Raw genomic sequence first — 18,353 nt, forward strand, 5'->3', positions numbered from 1 at the left:
GGTGGGCGTGAACGATCGATTCCATGCGCAATGGTGGCCAAAACTTGGTTTGATCGCGCTATTGACCGTCTGCGCCCTGATCCTGTTCCATACGAGTTGGCTGGAGCGCTGGGATAACCTGTTTTACGATGCCCAGCTGGCCAGCAGATCGCGAGCGCCAGCGGATGATCTGGTCATCGTCGCCATTGACGAACAGAGTCTGCGCGAACTGGGACGCTGGCCGTGGTCGCGCCGCCGCCACGCGGACTTGATTCGCCGACTTACCGCAGCCGGCGCCAAGGCGATTGCGCTGGACATTATATTCGCTGAACCTGAGCGCGCCGATCCGGGGGCTGATCTGGATTTAGCCGCTGCATTGGTTGAAAACGGGCGTGTGATTTTACCGGTGCTTGGCGAGCAGGCTCGGCTGGACGGCCCGTTAATGGAGACCTTGCCCATTCCGATCCTGGCGGAAGCAGCGGCCGGACTCGGACATGTGGACGTAGATCTGGATGCGGATGGCATCGCTCGTAGCATTTATCTGAAAGCGGGCCTTGATTCGCCGCATTGGCCGACGCTGGCGCTGGCCCTGCTGGAGGTGGTCGATCCGACCGCTGGGCAAGTGCTGCCAGGCTGCCGCACACCGACGCTCCGTGCGACATCGTCCGATGGCTGGAACACCTGGAAGCGCGATTATCATGTTCTGATCCCCTTCGCCGGTCCACCGGGACATTTTCGGCGCGTGTCCTATAGCGATGTATTACAGGGTCGTTTTGCGCCCGCCGTATTTCGTGACAAGCTGGTTTTGGTGGGCGTCACCGCCGCCGGTTTGGGCGATATGCTGCCCACGCCGGTTTCCGGTCAGGCGCAGCCGATGTCCGGCGTGGAATTCAACGCCAATGTCCTTGACGCCCTGCAGCGGGGACTCATGATCGAGCCGCTGTCCCGGCGGAAATCCTTGTGGCTGACGGGATTGCTGGTTTTTCTGCCGTTGACTTTCTACACCGTATGTCCGCCGCGCTGGGTGTTGGTGCTGGCGGGAGCAACGCTGCTGTTGACACTGGCGGTCAGCTTTGGATTGCTGCATCTCTTCCAGCGCTGGTTGCCGCCGACCGCCGCGCTGCTGGCGCAAGGCTTGGGGTGTCTGCTATGGATCGGATGGCGCTGGCGACAGGCGAGACGGGCGCTATTCGCGGAACAGGCGCGCACTCAGGCGACCTTGCAGTCCATTGATGACGCAGTGATTGTCACGGATCTTCATGGCGTTGTGAAATCCATTAATCCCAGGGCCGAGTCCTTGCTCGACTGTGCACAGACCGTGACGCAAGGTCAGCCGCTGGGCGTCATTTTCCGCCTTGCCCATGATCGCGATCATCGGGTTCCGCTGGATTTGGTGGCGTTATGCCGGCAACGGAACCCGGCCTTCCAGTGGTCGGAAGAAGGTTTCCTAGCGAATCGCAGCGGCCAGGAATACACCGTGCGGGCGGCGGCGACGCTAATCCATGACCCACAGGGGAAGGCGTCAGGCGTGGTCATTGTATTCAGCGATATCACTGAAAATCGCCGCTTGGCGCAGCAAATGACGTATCAGGCCACGCATGATGGGTTAACGCAGTTGCCCAACCGTCATTTGCTTCAAGACCGGCTCCTGCGCGCTCTCGCTCGCGCCCGCGGCGCGAGGCGGATCTGTGCGGTGCTGTGCGTGAATCTGGATCATTTCAAAAAAGTGAATGAGGGTCTGGGTCACGCTGCGGGCGATACCTTGCTGCGAGCGGCGGCGACCCGGTTGCTCGCCTGCGGGCGTGGGGAGGACACCGTTGCCCGGCTGAGTGGTGACGAATTTTTCATTGTATTGGAGAATCTGCGGCAGGGACATCAGGCGGCGGCGTTCGCGCGAAAAGCTTTAAATGTCTTGGCGCCCTGCTTTGAAATCGATGGCCAAGAGTGCTTCATTACCGCCAGCATTGGCATCAGTCTGTTCCCCAAGGATGGCGACGATACGGAGGCGCTCTTGAAAAACGCCAACCTCGCGATGCATCAAGCCAAGGACAGTGGCCGCGACATGATCCGGTTCTACAGCCACGACATGCATGTGCGCGCTTTGGACCGGCTGAGGCTGGAGCAAAGTTTGCGTCACGCCCTGGAGCGTCGGGAGCTGGAGCTGTACTACCAGCCCCAGATGGATTTGGAAGAGGGCCGGATCATCGGGGTTGAGGCGCTGTTGCGGTGGCGGCATGCTCAGCGGGGCCTGATATCGCCCGTCGAATTTGTGCCGCTGGCTGAAGAGACGGGCTTGATTGAGGTGATTGGCGAGTGGGTGCTGCGAACCGCCTGCGTACAGGCAAGGGCGTGGCAGCGTGAAGGGCTTGCGCCACTGCGCATGGCGGTTAACTTGTCTCCTCGCCAGTTTTTGCGGCCTGGTCTGGTCGACCGAATTCACCACATTTTGAGAGACACTGGATTGGAGCCGCGCTATCTTGATCTGGAAATTACTGAAGGCGTGTTTATGAAAGATGTGGAGGGCTGTATCGCTACCTTGCATGCGCTCAAGAAAATCGGCGTTCATCTGTCCATCGATGACTTTGGCACCGGTTATTCCTCGTTGAGCTATTTGCGGCGTTTTCCGATTGATCAGTTGAAAATTGACAAGTCCTTTGTCAGCGATAGCGTTGCCAGTCAGGGTGATACAGCGATCGCTATGGCGGTGATCGCCATGGCGCACAGTATGCAACTCAAGGTAATCGCCGAGGGAGTGGAAAATCCGGCGCAACTGGCGTTCTTACAAGAAAATCAGTGTGATGAAATACAAGGTTATTACCTGAGTCGTCCGGCGCCCGCTCAGCAAATCCGGGCCTTGTTACGCGGAGAATCGCTGAGTGCAGCGCTTCAGGACCCGAACAGTCGGCGGTCGGCTTGATGATGAAACGGGCAATTGCCCTATGACCCCACAAGCGTTCATCCAGAAATGGCGCTGCGCGACCTTGACCGAGCGCGCGGCGGCGCAATCGCATTTCAACGATTTATGCGCAGTGCTGGCTGAGCCTGCGCCGACGGATGCCGATCCGTCCGGCGAGTGGTTTGCGTTTGAGAAAGGCGCGAAGAAAACCGGCGGGGGACAGGGATGGGCGGATGTGTGGAAGAAGGGTTGTTTTGCCTGGGAGTACAAGAGCAAGCACAAGGACTTGCAGACGGCGCTCCGGCAGTTGCAGCAGTACGCGCTGGCCCTGGAGAACCCGCCGCTGTTAATCGTCTCGGATATGGAGACGATTGAGATTCATACCAATTTTACCAGCACGGCGCATGTCGTTCACCGATTGACGCTGGATGATTTGGATCATCCCGACCAGCGTCGTCTCCTGAAGCTGGCGTTTACTGAACCGGAGCGGCTCAAGCCCGGCCTGTCCTGTCCGATGGTGACGGAAAGCGCGGCGGCCTTGCTAGGCGGGTTGGCGCAGCAGTTGCGCGAGCGCGGTTATGATCCGCTGCGGGTCGCGCATTTTGTGACCCGGTTGCTGTTCTGCATGTTTGCTGAAGACGTGGGGTTGTTGCCGCGCGAGTTGTTGACCCGCTTGCTGGCGGCGGCGCGGCGGCAACCGGAACGGTTTGTGAGCATGGCGCATCCTCTATTTGCAGCGATGAGCACCGGTGGCGTCTTTGGCGTGGAAGAGATTGCCTGGTTCAATGGTGGATTGTTTAACGATCCTGACGTAATTCCGCTGGAGACCGAGGAGTTGCGGATTGTCCATCAGGCGGCGCTGCTGGATTGGGCGGCGATTGAGCCAGCCATTTTCGGGACGCTGTTCGAGCGAGGTCTGGACCCGGACAAGCGCAGTCAATTGGGTGCGCATTACACCGATGCCGCATCCATTCGCCGGTTGATTGAGCCGATCATCCGCGATCCGTTGTTGGCGGAATGGGCTACGGTCAAGGCGGAAATCGCTCATTTTCTGACGGCGAAGAAACCGAAACGCGCCTTGGCGGAACAGGCGCTGCACAGTTTTCTGGAGCGGTTGCGGATGTTTCGGGTGCTGGATCCGGCCTGTGGTTCGGGGAATTTCCTGTATTTGGCGCTGCAAACACTGAAGGATATAGAGCATCAGGTGATGCTGGAGGCGGAACAATTAGGTTTGCAGCGCGGCTTTCCGGCGGTGGGGCTGGAGGCGGTTTGGGGGATTGAGATCAATCCATATGCGGCGGAACTGGCGCGGGTGACGGTGTGGATCGGGGAAATTCAATGGATGCTGTCGCGCGGTTACAGTTTGAATGATCGACCGATTTTGAAGCCGCTGGAGCAGATTTTCTGCCGGGATGCGTTGTTATGCAGGGCTGACTCGTTAGATCACGGCCCTGCGGGCCACCTCTCCTTATCCAAGGAGGGAAATTCAGCATGGGAAGCTGAGTGGCCGGTTGCGGATGTCATTATCGGCAACCCACCGTTTTTGGGCGGCAGCAAAGTGCTGGGGCTACTCGGTGATGACTACGTTCATACGCTGCGGCAGGTTTATCAGGGCCGGGTTCCAGGCGGGGCGGATTTGGTGTGCTATTGGTTCGAGAAAGCGCGGAGTCTGATCGAGCAGGGCCGGGCGCAACGTGCGGGTTTGGTGGCGACCAATTCTATCCGGGGCGGCGCGAATCGCAAGGTGCTGGAACGCATCATCGACACTCCTCTTCTGCAAGCGGGTGAGGGGCGGAGGGAGCGCGCGCGCATTTTCAACGCCTGGAGTGATGAGCCGTGGATCAACGAAGGCGCGGCAGTGCGGGTCTCGCTGGTGTGTTTTGGGAATCCCCCCCAACCCCCCCTTTTCAAAGGGGAGAGCCTTGAAAATCCCCCCCAGCCCCCCTTTTTCAAAGGGGGGAGTGATACTGCTGACCCCCCTTTTTCAAAGGGGGGTGGCGAAGCCGGGGGGATTCTGAACGGCCAGCCCGTCGCAGAAATTTATGCGGATTTGACGGGGCGGGCGCTGGATGCTGGCGAAATGGATTTGACTGATGCAGGCGGATTGAAGGAGAACGTCAAAATAGCATTCATTGGCACTATGAAGAAGGGTTCTTTCGACATAGCTGGAGAGCTTGCCCGTCACTGGTTATTGTTCCCCAATCCAAATGGCCGCCCTAATTCCGATGTTTTACTTCCGTGGGTAAATGGACTGGATATAACACGCCGTCCTTCAGATACATGGATAGTCGATTTTGGTATAGATATGTCGGAATCAGCAGCAGCGCTCTATGAGGCTCCCTTTCAGCATGTTCTCGTCAATGTTAAACCCCAGCGTGATGCAGTACGCAGCGATATGGAACGTCAACACTGGTGGTTGCTGGCAAGACCTGCGCCAGATTTGCGGCAGGCAATTACCGGATTGCCTCGCTTCATCGTAACGCCTCGGGTTGCAAAGCATCGGCTATTTGCCTGGCTCTATCCACCAGTTGTTTGCGATGGCCAACTGGTTGTCATCGCCCGTTCCGATGACATCACCTTTGGCATTCTTCATTCGCGCTTTCATGAATTGTGGGCGTTGCGTACTTGTACTTGGCTTGGTAAAGGCAACGATCCCCGCTACACTCCCACCACCTGCTTCGACACCTTCCCTTTCCCCGAAGGCTTGCAACCTAAAATCCCCCCTAACCCCTCTTTGCCAAAGGAGGGGACTGAACGACTACATGCTGAAAATCCCCGCGCCCAAGCCATTGCCGAAGCCGCTTGTCAACTCAACGCATTGCGCGAGAACTGGCTGAATCCCCCGGAGTGGGTGCAGCGTGTTCCAGAAATCGTGCTCGGCTATCCCGACCGCTTGTTGCCCGTGAACGATCACGCCGCCGCCGAATTGAAAAAGCGTACTCTGACGAACCTGTACAACCAGCGCCCAACCTGGCTGGTCAATGCACATCAAACTCTGGATGCAACGGTCGCCACCGCTTATGGTTGGCCAGTTGATTTGAGCGATGAGGAAATACTGCGGCGCTTGCTGGCGCTGAATCGGGAACGCGCCCGTTTGCAGAACCCTTAATGTTTATTGAGCGGAGAGCCTGCTATGTCAACACAATTAGCACAACGGGAATTATTGAACCTTCAACCGCGCCATCGCTGGACTGTCATGGAATATCACAAAATGGCGGAAGTCGGCTTATTGAACGAAGATTCGCGAGTGGAACTCATTGACGGGGAGATTATTGAAATGGCGCCGATTGGAAGTCCGCATGGGGGTCATGTAAAACGCTGCATTCGCCTGTTTTCCAAAGTCATCGATGATCAGGCGATTATCGCGGCGCAAGACCCGGTTGTGCTCGGCGATTATGAAGAACCTGAACCCGATATCGCCCTACTGCGTTGGCGAGATGATGATTATGAACAGACTCATCCACACCCGGAAGATGTATTGTTACTGATCGAAGTTTCCGACAGTACATTGCGCTATGACCGTGATGTCAAGGTTCCCCTCTACGCCAAAAATGGCATTCCAGAAGTCTGGTTGCTCGATATTCAAAATCGGCAACTGGAAATCTATCGTGAACCGGTTGATGGAATCTATCAACAAAAAACTAGCCAATGCACCGGAAAAATTGCGCCACTGCTTTGCCCGGATGCGGTGATCGATCTGACTGAGCTGTTTCCCAATTCATCATTGAACCTACCTAATAATGACTGAACTCGCCCTGTTTAACGCCGACGCCACCGAGCGTTTACCGCTCAAAATATTCACGGAAAAGGCGTACCTGGATTATTCCATGTACGTCATTCTCGACCGGGCGCTGCCGCATATTGGCGACGGATTAAAACCCGTGCAACGGCGCATTGTTTACGCTATGTCTGAACTGGGTTTAAATGCCGTAGCTAAGCACAAAAAATCGGCCCGCACGGTCGGCGACGTGTTGGGAAAATATCATCCGCACGGTGATTCCGCCTGCTACGAAGCGATGGTCTTAATGGCCCAACCCTTCTCCTATCGCTACCCACTGGTCGACGGGCAAGGCAACTGGGGTTCGCCGGACGATCCTAAGTCCTTTGCCGCCATGCGCTATACCGAGGCGCGTCTGTCGCCGTTCGCACAAGTGTTGCTGTCCGAGCTGGGCCAAGGCACCGTGGACTGGACGCCTAACTTTGACGGCACGCTGGATGAACCGGTGCTACTGCCCTCCCGGTTGCCGAATGTGTTGTTAAACGGCGCGACCGGCATCGCTGTCGGCATGGCTACCGATATTCCCCCGCACAATCTCGGCGAAATCGCCGCCGCCAGCATCCGATTGCTTGATGAACCCGAAGCTAGCGTGGATGCGCTCTGTGGAATTGTTCTGGCCCCGGACTATCCCGGTGGCGCGGAGATCATCACGCCCCGCGACGAACTCGGCAAGCTCTACCAGACCGGCAATGGCGGGGTGCGGTTGCGCGCCCGTTTTGAGCGGGAAAACGGCGATGTAGTGATTATCGCTCTGCCGCATCAGGTCTCCGGATCGCGGATCATGGAGCAAATTGCTGCGCAAATGCGCGACAAAAAGCTGCCGATGATTGAGGACTTGCGCGACGAATCCGACCACGAAAACCCGATCCGCCTGGTGCTGGCGCTGCGCTCCAATCGGGTGGACGTGGATTTACTGATGGATCACCTATTCGCCACCACCGATCTGGAGAAAAGTTATCGGGTGAATCTGAACATGATTGGCCTGGATGGCCGGCCCCAAGTCAAGAATCTCAAGGAAATCCTGGAAGAATGGCTGCGCTATCGGGTGGCTACTGTGCGCCGGCGGCTGGAGTTTCGCCTGAATCAGGTCGAGCAGCGTTTGCATATCCTGGAAGGCTTGCTGGTCGCCTATCTCAATCTGGATGAGGTGATTCGCATCCTGCGCACCGAGGACAAACCCAAGCCGGTGCTGATCGCCCGTTTCCAACTCTCTGATGCACAGGCCGAGGCGATTCTGGAAACCAAGCTGCGCCATCTGGCCCGGTTGGAAGAGATGAAACTGCGTGGCGAACAGGATCAGTTGCGCAAGGAGCAGGAGCAGTTGCAACTGCTGCTCAGTTCGGAAAAGCGCTTAAAAACCCTCATTCGCAAGGAGATTCAGGACGACGCTAAGCGCTACACCGATCCGCGCCGTTGTCCGCTGGTGGAGCGGCGACCGGCGCAGGCGCTGGATGAAACCAATTTAACGCCTAGCGAGCCGATGGTGGTGGTGCTGTCGCAGAAAGGCTGGGTGCGCGCCGCCAAGGGCCGCGAAATCGACGCCTCATCGCTCAGCTACAAGTCCGGCGATGGTTTTCTGGCCCAAGCGCAAGGCCGCAGCAATCAGTCCGCCGTATTTCTCGACTCGACTGGTCGAACCTACACCTTGCCGGTGGCGGGACTGGCTTCGGCGCGCGGCTATGGCGAACCCCTGACCGGCAAGCTCAGTCCGCCGAATGGCGCGGCTTTTCTCCAGGTGCTGCTCAGCAATCCCGAAGACCTTTATCTGTTGGCGACCGATGCCGGTTATGGCTTTATCTGCGCCTTTGATGACCTGCTGACCCGCAACAAGGCGGGCAAGGTGGTGTTGACCGTGCCGGAAGGCGCGCAAATTTTGCTGCCATTATTGATTACTGGATTGGAAACTGACCGGTTGGCGGCTATTGGCAGCGGCGGACGGTTGTTGTTGTTCCCGGTCAAAGACTTGCCGCGTTTGCCCAAAGGCAAGGGTAACAAGATTATCGACCTGCCGGGTCAGGAGCGACTGATTGCCCTGAGCTTCGCGCCGCCAGAACGGAGTCTGGTACTGACCGCCGGCAAACGGGATATGAAGCTCAAACCGTCGGATCTCGAAGGGTACATGGGCGAACGAGGCCGGCGAGGCAAACCTCTGCCACGCGGTTTTCAGCGAGTGGAGCGGGTGGTTGCCGGGGAGTGAGCAACTCATCACGAAACGGGGTTATAAGCCCCAAAACAGGTCCGGATGAGGATTTTTAACACAGCCAAATTGCCTTTGAAACTGCTGATCTTGGTCGGTACTTCGCCGGTAGCCGGATAGCGGCGGGTGGTCGGCAGTTCGATACAGCGATAACCTAACTTTGGCGCACGGTAGGAGAGATAGGCGAGCAGTTCGTAAGTTAAGAAGATGTCCCGGAACGGGGCAACTTTCGGGTCGAGCAGTAATCTTCGACGGTAAGCTCGGAACCCTTGGGTGGTATCGGTCCAGTGGAATCCGGAAAACAGACTCAACAATGGCGCATGCAGCCAGCGAATGGCGAACTCGCGCAGCCGGGGGGTATTTTCGCCCACGCCGCCGGGCAGGTAACGGGAAGCCTGGACGAAATCCACGCCACTCTGCAAAGCTTCGATGAAACAGGGAATGGCTTCCGGGTCGTCCTTGTTGTTGCCATCAATGGTGATAATGCCCGTGTAACCTTGGTCGAGAGCGAAGGCGTAGGCGCAACGCAATTGGGCGCTAAGCTTGCCGGGGCCGGTTTTGACCAACAGACCGCGCACCCCCTGAGTTTGGAGTACATCCGTGTTCAGCGAGCCGTCGGTGCTGCCGCCATCGACAATCAGAATATCCGCCAGATTAGCGATTTCCAGCGCTTGCATCCGGTCGAGCAGTTGACCGATACGTTCGCCTTCGCTGATAACGGGAATCACCACGCACCAGGGATGGCGTTGACCTTGCCATAAGGGAATGTCGAAGGCGGGCGCTTGCCAGGAGGCGCGGATTTCCGGGGTGACCTGAGAATCCATCGTTTTGATAGCGTCCTTATGCATCTCAATTCACCCGCGCCGTAATCAAAATCATACCACTTACCATTATGTTTTGTTATTTATAGCAGTTAGAATAAAATTAAACCCCGTTAAGGACGCCAGTTCATCAGGGAGAATCGATCGGATAATCTCATCGAGTTCTTTACGCAATTGATCCAGATTCTTAAAATTTAACCATCCCAACGTATCTTTGAAGGATTGCCAAACACGTTCAATAGGGTTCACATCGGGACTATAGGGAGGCTGAAATAACAAAACGACATGATCAGGAATCGTCAATTTCTGGGCTTTATGAAAACGACCATTGTCGAGGTGTAAGATACTCCCCCTTGTCAAGACAAAAATTCTATGAAATTAAGAGAGAGGCGGGTTGATAAACACGTATCCTGTCATCATTGTATGCGAATTAAGAGCTAACGGTATTGGATAAATTAGATTGCCAGTCCATTGTATAATAGGTGCTTCTCACCACACCTATTGGAGCGGCTACGATGGACTGGCAAATTCAGTTAATTACCCTTTATGATATGGTTTGCAAACACTATCAAGAAGAGCTTTGGGTTTATTGCCAAAGATTTAGTCCTTACTGCGATCTATCATTTACGGATGAAGAGGTGATTACTATTTTCTTATTTGGGATTATAAGTAAACACAGTCAAATTAAAACGATCTATGACGAAGCTCAACGTCATCTGGGTGATTGGTTTCCGAATTTGCCCTCGTATCCTGGATTTGTGCAACGGGTGAATAAAGTCTGTGATGTTTTCGCGCCGCTCGTCGAAATTCTGTCGGCCCGTGGCCCTATTTTGGGTGATTGGTTGCTGGATTCTCAACCGATTATTCTTGCTCAGCAAGGGCATAGCTTCAATGCACGCGTTGCTCTAGAGTATGCCAGTCGGGGCTACTGTGCATCGAAGAAGCTGTATTATTATGGCGTAAAATTGCATGTTTTAGGCCAGCAGCAGATCGGCAGCTTACCTTTTCCTGATTATATCGGCATCACTCCTGCTAATGAAGATGATGGGAAAGTTTTGGAGAGTCTATTACCTTACTTACCCGAAAATAGAGCGTATGGTGATAAATCATATGCGTATTTGAAACCGATTGCGGCCCTACAAGGAATCGAGTTGTTATTGTCTTGCTAATAGTTATCCCCACAAAAATCATGCTGGAGCTTTTTCAGGATTAGCGTATTGAGTATCAGGGAGCCTAAAAAATGATTTGACCCTTTCCTGAAATTCTTTTAGCTTTTCCAAAGCAGAATAAACGCGCGCTCTGAAATCAGCCCGGTTTTTAATTGGCTCCTTTTCCAGATGATCATTTTTGATCTCATTCCAAACCTGTTCATCCGGATTTAACTCTGGCGAGTGGGGGGGAAGAAAGAACAAGCGGATTTGTTTTCGATGCGTCTCAAGAAAGGCTTTGACTTCTTTCGAGGTATGATAAGACGCATTGTCCGTGATGACAATTAATGGGCGCTCTCGACCCTCTAATGCCTTCTCTAAAAAGGCAATGAAAACCCCACTCACTCATTTTTGAGTGGTCACTTCAAATATTAACTCGCCCGTCGCCGTAACCATCGATAAAATGTGAAACCCACCCCGGTCATCACTCACTTTAATTTCAGGCGGATGACCGACTAAGCCCCACGTCCGTCCAGAACGCGTATGGCCTTGAACCCATGACTCATCCTGAAACGCAATATCCGCTCCAAGTTCTTGAGCCCGCTTCTGAATCTCTTTAAATTCTTCATTAATAAACTTTTTAACTTCCTCCTGATCCTGGTTTAAGGCATGATAACAAGGTTTTTGACAACTCAGTCCTAATTGATGTAAATGCAGACGAACCGTGGCATCCGATACCCATAAACCAAAGTACTCTTTCAATAAATTAACCATGATCTCTAAAGTCCATAAAACCGTATCATAGCCATGATCCGCCGGCGTCGTATTGAGTATCGTTTCTTTTAACCATCGATCAATATCCGGAGTCATCACACACGTGGCGCCGAGCGCTTTCCGGGTATCCAGGGCTTCTTCTCCTTCATAACGATAGTTGCGAAGCCAATCATAAATACTCGTTCGGTCGATACCCAAAAAATCAGCAACAAGCTCCGGACCATAATGCTTCTCTTCGACCGCGCGAACCGCAATACGCCGGATGTAATTCATCACTTCATCCGGTATTTTACGTGCATCAAACATCCATTCCGCGTTCATTGCCGCACCTCCTCTATAAATTTAGAGTCTCTAAAGAGGTCTTCTATAGTTATTAGACAATTTGATTAACGCTCAGTTCGTTGATAATGTAGGGATAATCGTTGGCAAGCCTATAGGCGACCAGCAGTTCCAAGAGAGGTCTGAGCAAGCCTTTGCCCCGAATGCGGACGTTATGCACGAACTGAAAGAAGCCCAGGTAGAGCGGCAGCTTTTCTTGCGAAATTCCTCGATGGGGTCGCAACCAGGAACGCAACAGGGACCAGAAACCCTCAGCGGTATTAACATGAATCTCATGGAAGCCATCGCCATCGTCGTCGCGGGCGTATTCACCCCGGCTGTGACACACCGTATGATGATCAAAGCCCCAATCCTTCAATGGGTTATAGATTGCATATTCATCGGTATACACCCGGGTTCCCGGGGCGATGAAAGTCTGAAGGAGCGGTTGGATGGTCGCTTGCTGGACATTATCCAGCATCCGGACGACCACCGCGCCGCCGCGCTCAATCATGCCGAGAATCGGCGGCTTTTCCTGCTCCAGGGTGCCTCGACCCCGTGCCCCCTTCAGCCGGCGACGCCGCCCGCGGCGGCCTTTTTTTTCACCGCGTCCGGATGCCCTTTATGCCCGGCCACCATATAGACCTCGTCGCATTCCACTTCCCCCGCCAAGGTGGGTTCGGGTTGGCGGGCGACGATACCTTGGCGCAGTTGCTCGGTCATCCGCTGCACGTCTCCGGATTCAACGCCAACTCTTGGGCAATCTGGGCATTAGACAAGTTCAAACCCATAAAATATAAACATAATATCCAAATTCGTAACGGCGGGTGGTGGCCGGCCAACACCGTCCCGGTTAGATCGTCAAAAGAGCGATGGCACCCAGCACACCGATATTTCTGTCGCGCCGGTTGGGTCGTGTCGTGACCCTGCTTCGTCACGTTCGCCGCCCCACAATGGGGGCAGTGAACCCCATCGGGCCAGCGCAGTTGGCGGACCGTTTCGTAACACCGGACATCGTCCAGTAGATTCTGAAGGTTGATCATCGACGGGAAACCTGGAGCGCGGCGGTTCAAAACCTCTTCAGTGTAGATCCTGTCCCTTGGCAGGGCGAGCCATCTTCAACAGCCTGGAATCCATATTGAGCCTAAAAAAAAACAATTTCTCTACGAAGAAAGGGATGAACAAAAAAGGACGGAGTTTGCCCAGCAATTAGAGGCGAATGCATCCCGAGGGGAAGCGTCTCAACAGGTTGTTTATGTGGATGAATCTGGATTTCATAATAATGTTAGAAATGAATAGGGCTGGAGTCCACGAGGCCAACTCATTGTTGGTAAAAGGAAAAGCAGACCTACTGAAAAGCTGAACGTGTTAGGTGGACTACTTCACAATGAAATTATTGCGCCACTCGTCTATCAATCTTATACAGATACGGAGATATTCAATACTTGGCTTGAGAAATGCCTAATCCCTGTACTTCCAAAAAATTGCATTATCGTGATGGATAATGCCCGTTTTCACAAATCGGAAGAGATGAGAGAAATTATTGAAGACCATGGCCATCAATTGCTGTTTTTACCTCCTTATTCTCCGGATTTAAATCCTATCGAAAACTACTGGGCACTTCTTAAGGGAAAGTTGAGGAAAATTGTTGGAAATTTTCAAAATCTCTTTGATGCGCTAGCGGCAGTTTTCCAAACTATTTAAAAACTGTTTAACTATAGTTAGACAATTCGATTAACGCTCAGTTCGTTGATAATGTAGGGATAATCATTGGCAAGGCTATAGCAGATAGCTTTATCAAGACTCCATAAGCCTACATGACTATCAGTATGGATAAGGAAAATGATGAATGTCGAAATTGCTTGACCAGGCGATCTAAAAAAACGGCGGCCCGGAGGCCGCCGCTGCATTCATTAACAGAATCGAGAATCAGCCTTTAGCCCGCTCCTCCAGCATGGCGACGGCAGGCAATACCTTGCCTTCCAAGAATTCCAGGAACGCGCCGCCTGCGGTAGAAATGTACGACACTTTGTCATAGATGTTGTACTTTTGAATCGCAGCAATAGTGTCGCCGCCGCCGGCCAGCGTGAAGGCCGAAGTTGCCGCAATCGCTTCAGCGACCTTCTTGGTGCCGTCGCCGAACTGATCGAATTCAAACACGCCCACCGGGCCATTCCACACCACAGTGCCGGCTTTCATGATGATGTCCGCCAGTTCCTGGGCGCTCTTGGGACCGATGTCGAAGATCATGTCGTCATCGGCAACCGAACCCGCATCTTTCTGCACCGCCGGCTCGGCGGCGTCAAACTTCTTCCCGCAAACTACATCGACGGCGATCGGAATGTTTGCGCCGCGCGCTTTCATCTTCTCGATCAGCGTTTGCGCGGTAGGCACCAGATCGTGTTCAGACAGCGATTTGCCGACATTCTTGCCGACCGCTTCCAGAAAGGTATTGGCGATGCCGCCGCCGACGACAAGCTGATCAACCTTTTCGGACAGGCTTTCCAGCACGGTCAGCTTGGTCGAGACTTTCGAGCCGCCGACAATGGCGACCATTGGGCGGGCCGGCGTAGCCAGCGCCTTAGTCAGCGCGTCCAGTTCTTCGGTCAACAGAATGCCAGCGCAGGCCACCGGGGCAAATTTGGCGACGCCATGCGTGGAAGCCTCGGCGCGGTGGGCGGTGCCAAAGGCGTCCATAACGAAAATATCGCACAGCGCGGCATATTTCTTCGCTGTCTCCTCGACATTCTTCTTTTCGCCCTTGTTGACGCGGCAATTTTCCAACAGCACCACTTCGCCGTCAGCCACTTCAAAGCCACCGTTGACCCAGTCGCGAATCACCCGCACCGGCTTGCCCAACTTGGCCGACATCACGTCAGCGACCGGTTGCAGTGAATTTTCTTCCGAGAATTGCCCTTCGGTCGGGCGACCCAGATGGGACGTGACCATCACCTTGGCACCCGCCTTCATCGCAAATTCGATGGTCGGCATCGACGCGGTAATGCGGGCGTCGGAGGTGACTTTGCCGCTCTTGACCGGCACATTCAGGTCCGAACGGATGAAAACTCGCTTGCCAGCGAGGTCAAGATCAGTCATGCGCTTGAAATTCATGGTCTTCACTTTCTCCAAACAAAACCCCCGTCCGACTGGGCGCAAGGCGCGAGACGGCGGGGGCGGGTTCAATCAGGTTGTGAACCGCCAGGGAGTGGCGACGGCTTACTTGGCCATGACGCGGACCATTTCCAGCACCTTGCAGGAATAACCCCACTCGTTGTCATACCAGGCCACGACCTTGACGAAGGTATCGTCTAGGGCGATGCCGGCGTCAGCGTCAAAGGTGGAGGTGCAGCTCTCGCCACGGAAGTCGGTAGCGACGACCTTATCCTCGGTGTAGCCCAATACGCCCTTCATCGCACCCTCAGAGGCAGCCTTCATCGCCGCGCAAATGTCCTTGTAGCTGGCTGACTTGTTCAGTTCCACCGTCAGATCGACCACGGAAACGTCAGAGGTGGGAACGCGGAACGCCATGCCAGTGAGCTTCTTGTTCAGCTCGGGGATGACCACGCCCACAGCCTTAGCGGCACCGGTCGACGACGGGATGATGTTCTCCAGGATGCCGCGACCGCCGCGCCAGTCCTTGTTAGAGGGACCATCCACCGTCTTCTGGGTGGCGGTGGCAGCGTGAACAGTGGTCATCAGGCCGCGCTTGATGCCCCAAGTGTCATTCAGCACCTTGGCCACCGGGGCCAGGCAGTTGGTGGTACAGGACGCATTGGAGATGATGGTCTGACCGGCGTAGGTCTTGTCGTTAACGCCGTAGACAAACATCGGGGTGTCATCCTTGCTAGGCGCGCTCTGGATGACTTTCTTGGCACCCGCCGTAATGTGCTTCTGGCAGGTTTCTTTCGTCAGGAACAGGCCGGTGGACTCGACCACGATGTCAGCGCCCACTTCACTCCACTTCAGCTCGGCGGGATCCTTGACGGCGGTCAGGCGAATCTTCTTGCCATTGACGACCAGCGTGTTGCCGTCGACGGAGACCTCGCCCTGAAAGCGGCCATGCACAGAGTCATATTGCAGCATGTAAGCCAGGTAGTCCGGCTCGAGCAGATCGTTGATCCCGACAATTTCGATGTCGGAAAAATTCTTGACGGCAGCACGAAACACCATGCGGCCAATACGGCCAAACCCATTGATGCCAACTTTAATGGCCATGCTTTCCTCCATTTTTACATCACAGTGGTTTTCATCAGAAGACAGGCGGGCGTCATCACCCACCCAACACGATCAAGTGTAGACCGGATTCATTAAAAAACAGCATAAGCTAGAACAGTGCTTCCACGGTAGCTGCAACCCGTTCAGCGGTAAAACCGAAATGTTGGAAAATAATTTCCGGCGCACCGCACTCGCCGAAACAGTCAATGCCAATAACCGCGCCCTGCGTACCAGCGTATTTGTACCAAGGCGCAGTCACGCCCGCCTCGACCACCACGCGCCGGGTCACTTTCGCGGGCAGCACTGATTCGCGCCAAGCTGCATCTTGGGCGTCGAACACATCCACCGAGGGCATGGAGACCACGCGCACCCGCCGACCCTGGCCGTTTAACCGTTTGGCGGCTTCCATCGCCAATTGCACTTCGGAACCGGTGGCGATGATGATCGCTTCGGGATCGTCGCCGCAATCGAGCAGCACGTAGCCGCCCCGGGCAATGGCCCGCACCTGCTCCGGCGTACGATCCTGATGCGGCAGCTTTTGCCGGGTGAAAATCAGGGCGGTGGGGCCATTGGTGCGATCCAGCGCCGCTTTCCAGGCGACCGCCGTCTCCGTGGTGTCGCAGGTCCGCCATACCGACAGATCGGGGATAATGCGCAGGCTGGCGACATGTTCGACCGGTTGATGCGTGGGACCGTCGCCGCCGACACCGATGGAATCGTGGGTCAGAACGAACACGCAACGCAGCTTCATCAATGCCGACATGCGAATGGCGCTGCGCCCGTAATCGGCGAACATCAGGAAGGTGCCGCCGAACGGTACATAGCCGCCATGCAGCGCCAACCCGTTCATAATGGCGTTCATCGCAAACTCGCGAGCGCCATAGTAAATCAGATTGCCGTCGGGATGCTCGAAATCCACCGGGCGACAGCCGATCCAAGGAATGCCGGTCGACTCGGTGAGATCGGCGGAACCACCGACCAGACTGGGAAAATGGGGATTGAACGCTTCCAGCGCGCGCTGGGAAGCGGCCCGCGTAGCCAGGTCCTCGTGACGTTCCTGAGTAGCTTGAATGAAGCTCCAGGCTAGTTCCTCCCAGTCGGGGGGAAAGCCGCAGGCCAGGCGCCGATCCAGTTCCGCCGCCGCTTCCGGGTATTCCGCGCGGTAGCGGGCAAACATTTCATTCCATTCGCCTTCCCAGTCAGCACCCTTGGCGCGAGCGTCAAAGGCCCGGTAATACTCGTCGGGAATCTCGAACGGCGCATGTCGCCAACCGATGTTCTCACGGGTCGCGGCGACCTCAGCGGCCCCTAGTGGCGCGCCGTGCGATTTTTCGCTGCCGCCCTTATTCGGCGATCCCCAGGCAATGGTGGTCTTGCACACGATCAAGGTGGGGCTGCCGGTGAAGGCGTGCGCCTGCTTGATGGCCCAGTGTACGGCATCCGGATCGTGGCCATCGACGTTCGGGATCACATGCCAGCCAAAACCCTCGAAGCGCTTGACGATATTCTCGCTGAACCAGCCGCTGACCGGTCCGTCGATGGAAATGTCATTGCTGTCATACAGACAAATCAGCTTGCCCAGCCCCCAGGTGCCGGCCAACGAACAGGCTTCGTAGGAAATGCCCTCCATCAGGCAGCCGTCACCGAGGATAACGTAGGTGTAATGATCGACGATGGGAAATCCAGGACGATTGAAGCGCGTAGCCAGCGCCCGTTCGGCCAGCGCCATACCGACGCCATTGGCCAGACCCTGCCCCAGTGGCCCGGTGGTGGTTTCCACGCCGGGCGTCAGACCGTATTCAGGATGACCGGGGGTGCGCGTACCCAAGCGGCGGAAGTTGCGCAGGTCATCCATGGTCAGGTCGTAGCCGCTCAGATGCAGCAGCGAATACAACAACATCGAGCCGTGACCGTTGGACAGAATCAGCCGATCGCGATTCAACCACTTGGGATTGGCGGGATTGTGGCGCAGAAAGTCATTCCACAGGACGGCGCCAAAATCAGCCATGCCCATGGGAGCGCCAGGGTGACCGGACTCGGCGCGTTGCACCGCGTCCATGCTCAAGGCGCGGATGGCGTTCGCCAGCTCCTGGCGCGAGGGGGTCAGGGTTTCCAGATTGGCAGTAGTGGGGCCGGAGATAATCGGGGTCTCACTCAAGGCATCCACCAGAGAACGGGCAGCCAGTTCGCTACGCAAAGGCATCAACATCTCTCCTACAGTACAACT

13 protein-coding genes and 1 pseudogene are annotated in these 18,353 nt (G+C 55.3%); 6 read left to right on the forward strand and 8 right to left on the reverse strand.

What is annotated here, in order from left to right:
- Positions 1–7: 7 nt before the first annotated feature.
- Genes H6973_20550 through parC form a run of 4 tightly spaced genes read left to right on the forward strand, consistent with a single transcriptional unit; the run spans position 8 to position 8,850 of the window.
- Entirely contained in the window at positions 8–2,896 is a 2,889-nt protein-coding gene (locus tag H6973_20550) for an EAL domain-containing protein (GenBank protein MCP5127906.1), read from the forward strand.
- A gap of 22 nt (positions 2,897–2,918) precedes the next feature.
- Positions 2,919–5,984, forward strand: a complete 3,066-nt coding sequence (locus H6973_20555; GenBank protein MCP5127907.1) for a class I SAM-dependent DNA methyltransferase — start codon at positions 2,919–2,921, stop codon at positions 5,982–5,984.
- 24 nt (positions 5,985–6,008) lie between these two features.
- Positions 6,009–6,623 (forward strand): Uma2 family endonuclease, encoded by a 615-nt coding sequence (locus tag H6973_20560; protein ID MCP5127908.1) that lies wholly within the window; start codon positions 6,009–6,011, stop codon positions 6,621–6,623.
- Positions 6,616–8,850, forward strand: coding sequence for a DNA topoisomerase IV subunit A (parC, locus tag H6973_20565; GenBank protein MCP5127909.1), 2,235 nt, complete (start codon positions 6,616–6,618; stop codon positions 8,848–8,850). The genes H6973_20560 and parC overlap by 8 nt, the downstream gene beginning before the upstream one ends.
- 8 nt (positions 8,851–8,858) lie before the next feature.
- Here the strand turns inward: parC and H6973_20570 are convergent, their stop codons facing one another.
- Both H6973_20570 and H6973_20575 read right to left on the reverse strand, forming a co-directional pair.
- Positions 8,859–9,674 carry a glycosyltransferase family 2 protein gene (locus H6973_20570; GenBank protein ID MCP5127910.1) on the reverse strand — a complete coding sequence of 272 codons (816 nt, stop codon included), beginning with the start codon at positions 9,672–9,674 and terminating at the stop codon, positions 8,859–8,861.
- A 66-nt stretch (positions 9,675–9,740) separates the two neighbouring features.
- The gene (locus H6973_20575) at positions 9,741–10,031 is read right to left on the reverse strand and encodes a transposase (GenBank protein MCP5127911.1); all 291 of its coding nucleotides are present in this window, start codon (positions 10,029–10,031) and stop codon (positions 9,741–9,743) included.
- Positions 10,032–10,186: 155 nt separating this feature from the next.
- Between H6973_20575 and H6973_20580 the strand changes: the two genes are divergently transcribed.
- Positions 10,187–10,840, forward strand: a complete 654-nt coding sequence (locus tag H6973_20580; GenBank protein ID MCP5127912.1) for a hypothetical protein — start codon at positions 10,187–10,189, stop codon at positions 10,838–10,840.
- An 18-nt stretch (positions 10,841–10,858) separates the two neighbouring features.
- Here the strand turns inward: H6973_20580 and H6973_20585 are convergent, their stop codons facing one another.
- The 3 genes and pseudogenes from H6973_20585 to H6973_20595 all read right to left on the reverse strand — a co-directional run bounded on the left by H6973_20585 (position 10,859) and on the right by H6973_20595 (position 12,954).
- Positions 10,859–11,224: a transposase gene (locus tag H6973_20585; GenBank protein MCP5127913.1), complete on the reverse strand. Its 366-nt coding sequence runs from the start codon at positions 11,222–11,224 to the stop codon at positions 10,859–10,861.
- Positions 11,225–11,914, reverse strand: coding sequence for an IS630 family transposase (locus H6973_20590; protein ID MCP5127914.1), 690 nt, complete (start codon positions 11,912–11,914; stop codon positions 11,225–11,227).
- A gap of 115 nt (positions 11,915–12,029) precedes the next feature.
- A pseudogene (locus H6973_20595) lies at positions 12,030–12,954 on the reverse strand (IS1595 family transposase).
- A 280-nt stretch (positions 12,955–13,234) separates the two neighbouring features.
- Here H6973_20595 and H6973_20600 point away from each other — a divergent pair.
- Positions 13,235–13,615: a transposase gene (locus H6973_20600; GenBank protein MCP5127915.1), complete on the forward strand. Its 381-nt coding sequence runs from the start codon at positions 13,235–13,237 to the stop codon at positions 13,613–13,615.
- 225 nt (positions 13,616–13,840) lie between these two features.
- Here the strand turns inward: H6973_20600 and H6973_20605 are convergent, their stop codons facing one another.
- The 3 genes from H6973_20605 to tkt form a co-directional block, all read right to left on the reverse strand.
- A complete protein-coding gene (locus tag H6973_20605; protein MCP5127916.1) occupies positions 13,841–15,022 on the reverse strand; it encodes a phosphoglycerate kinase in 1,182 nt (393 codons plus the stop codon).
- Between the two features lie 105 nt (positions 15,023–15,127).
- Positions 15,128–16,126 carry a type I glyceraldehyde-3-phosphate dehydrogenase gene (gene gap / locus H6973_20610; protein MCP5127917.1) on the reverse strand — a complete coding sequence of 333 codons (999 nt, stop codon included), beginning with the start codon at positions 16,124–16,126 and terminating at the stop codon, positions 15,128–15,130.
- A gap of 109 nt (positions 16,127–16,235) precedes the next feature.
- A complete protein-coding gene (gene tkt / locus H6973_20615) occupies positions 16,236–18,329 on the reverse strand; it encodes a transketolase (protein MCP5127918.1) in 2,094 nt (697 codons plus the stop codon).
- Positions 18,330–18,353: the final 24 nt, after the last annotated feature.

It is taken from the genome of Gammaproteobacteria bacterium (assembly GCA_024235095.1).
Taxonomy (GTDB): Bacteria; Pseudomonadota; Gammaproteobacteria; order Competibacterales; family Competibacteraceae; genus UBA2383.

Coding starts and splice junctions, on each gene's coding strand:
- H6973_20555 (MCP5127907.1), top strand. CDS start 2,919: ATGACCCCACAAGCGTTCATCCAGAAATGGCGCTGCGCGACCTTGACC.
- H6973_20560 (MCP5127908.1), top strand. CDS start 6,009: ATGTCAACACAATTAGCACAACGGGAATTATTGAACCTTCAACCGCGC.
- parC (MCP5127909.1), top strand. CDS start 6,616: ATGACTGAACTCGCCCTGTTTAACGCCGACGCCACCGAGCGTTTACCG.
- H6973_20570 (MCP5127910.1), bottom strand. CDS start 9,674: ATGGATTCTCAGGTCACCCCGGAAATCCGCGCCTCCTGGCAAGCGCCC.
- H6973_20580 (MCP5127912.1), top strand. CDS start 10,187: ATGGACTGGCAAATTCAGTTAATTACCCTTTATGATATGGTTTGCAAA.
- H6973_20590 (MCP5127914.1), bottom strand. CDS start 11,914: ATGAACGCGGAATGGATGTTTGATGCACGTAAAATACCGGATGAAGTG.
- H6973_20605 (MCP5127916.1), bottom strand. CDS start 15,022: ATGAATTTCAAGCGCATGACTGATCTTGACCTCGCTGGCAAGCGAGTT.
- gap (MCP5127917.1), bottom strand. CDS start 16,126: ATGGCCATTAAAGTTGGCATCAATGGGTTTGGCCGTATTGGCCGCATG.
- tkt (MCP5127918.1), bottom strand. CDS start 18,329: ATGCCTTTGCGTAGCGAACTGGCTGCCCGTTCTCTGGTGGATGCCTTG.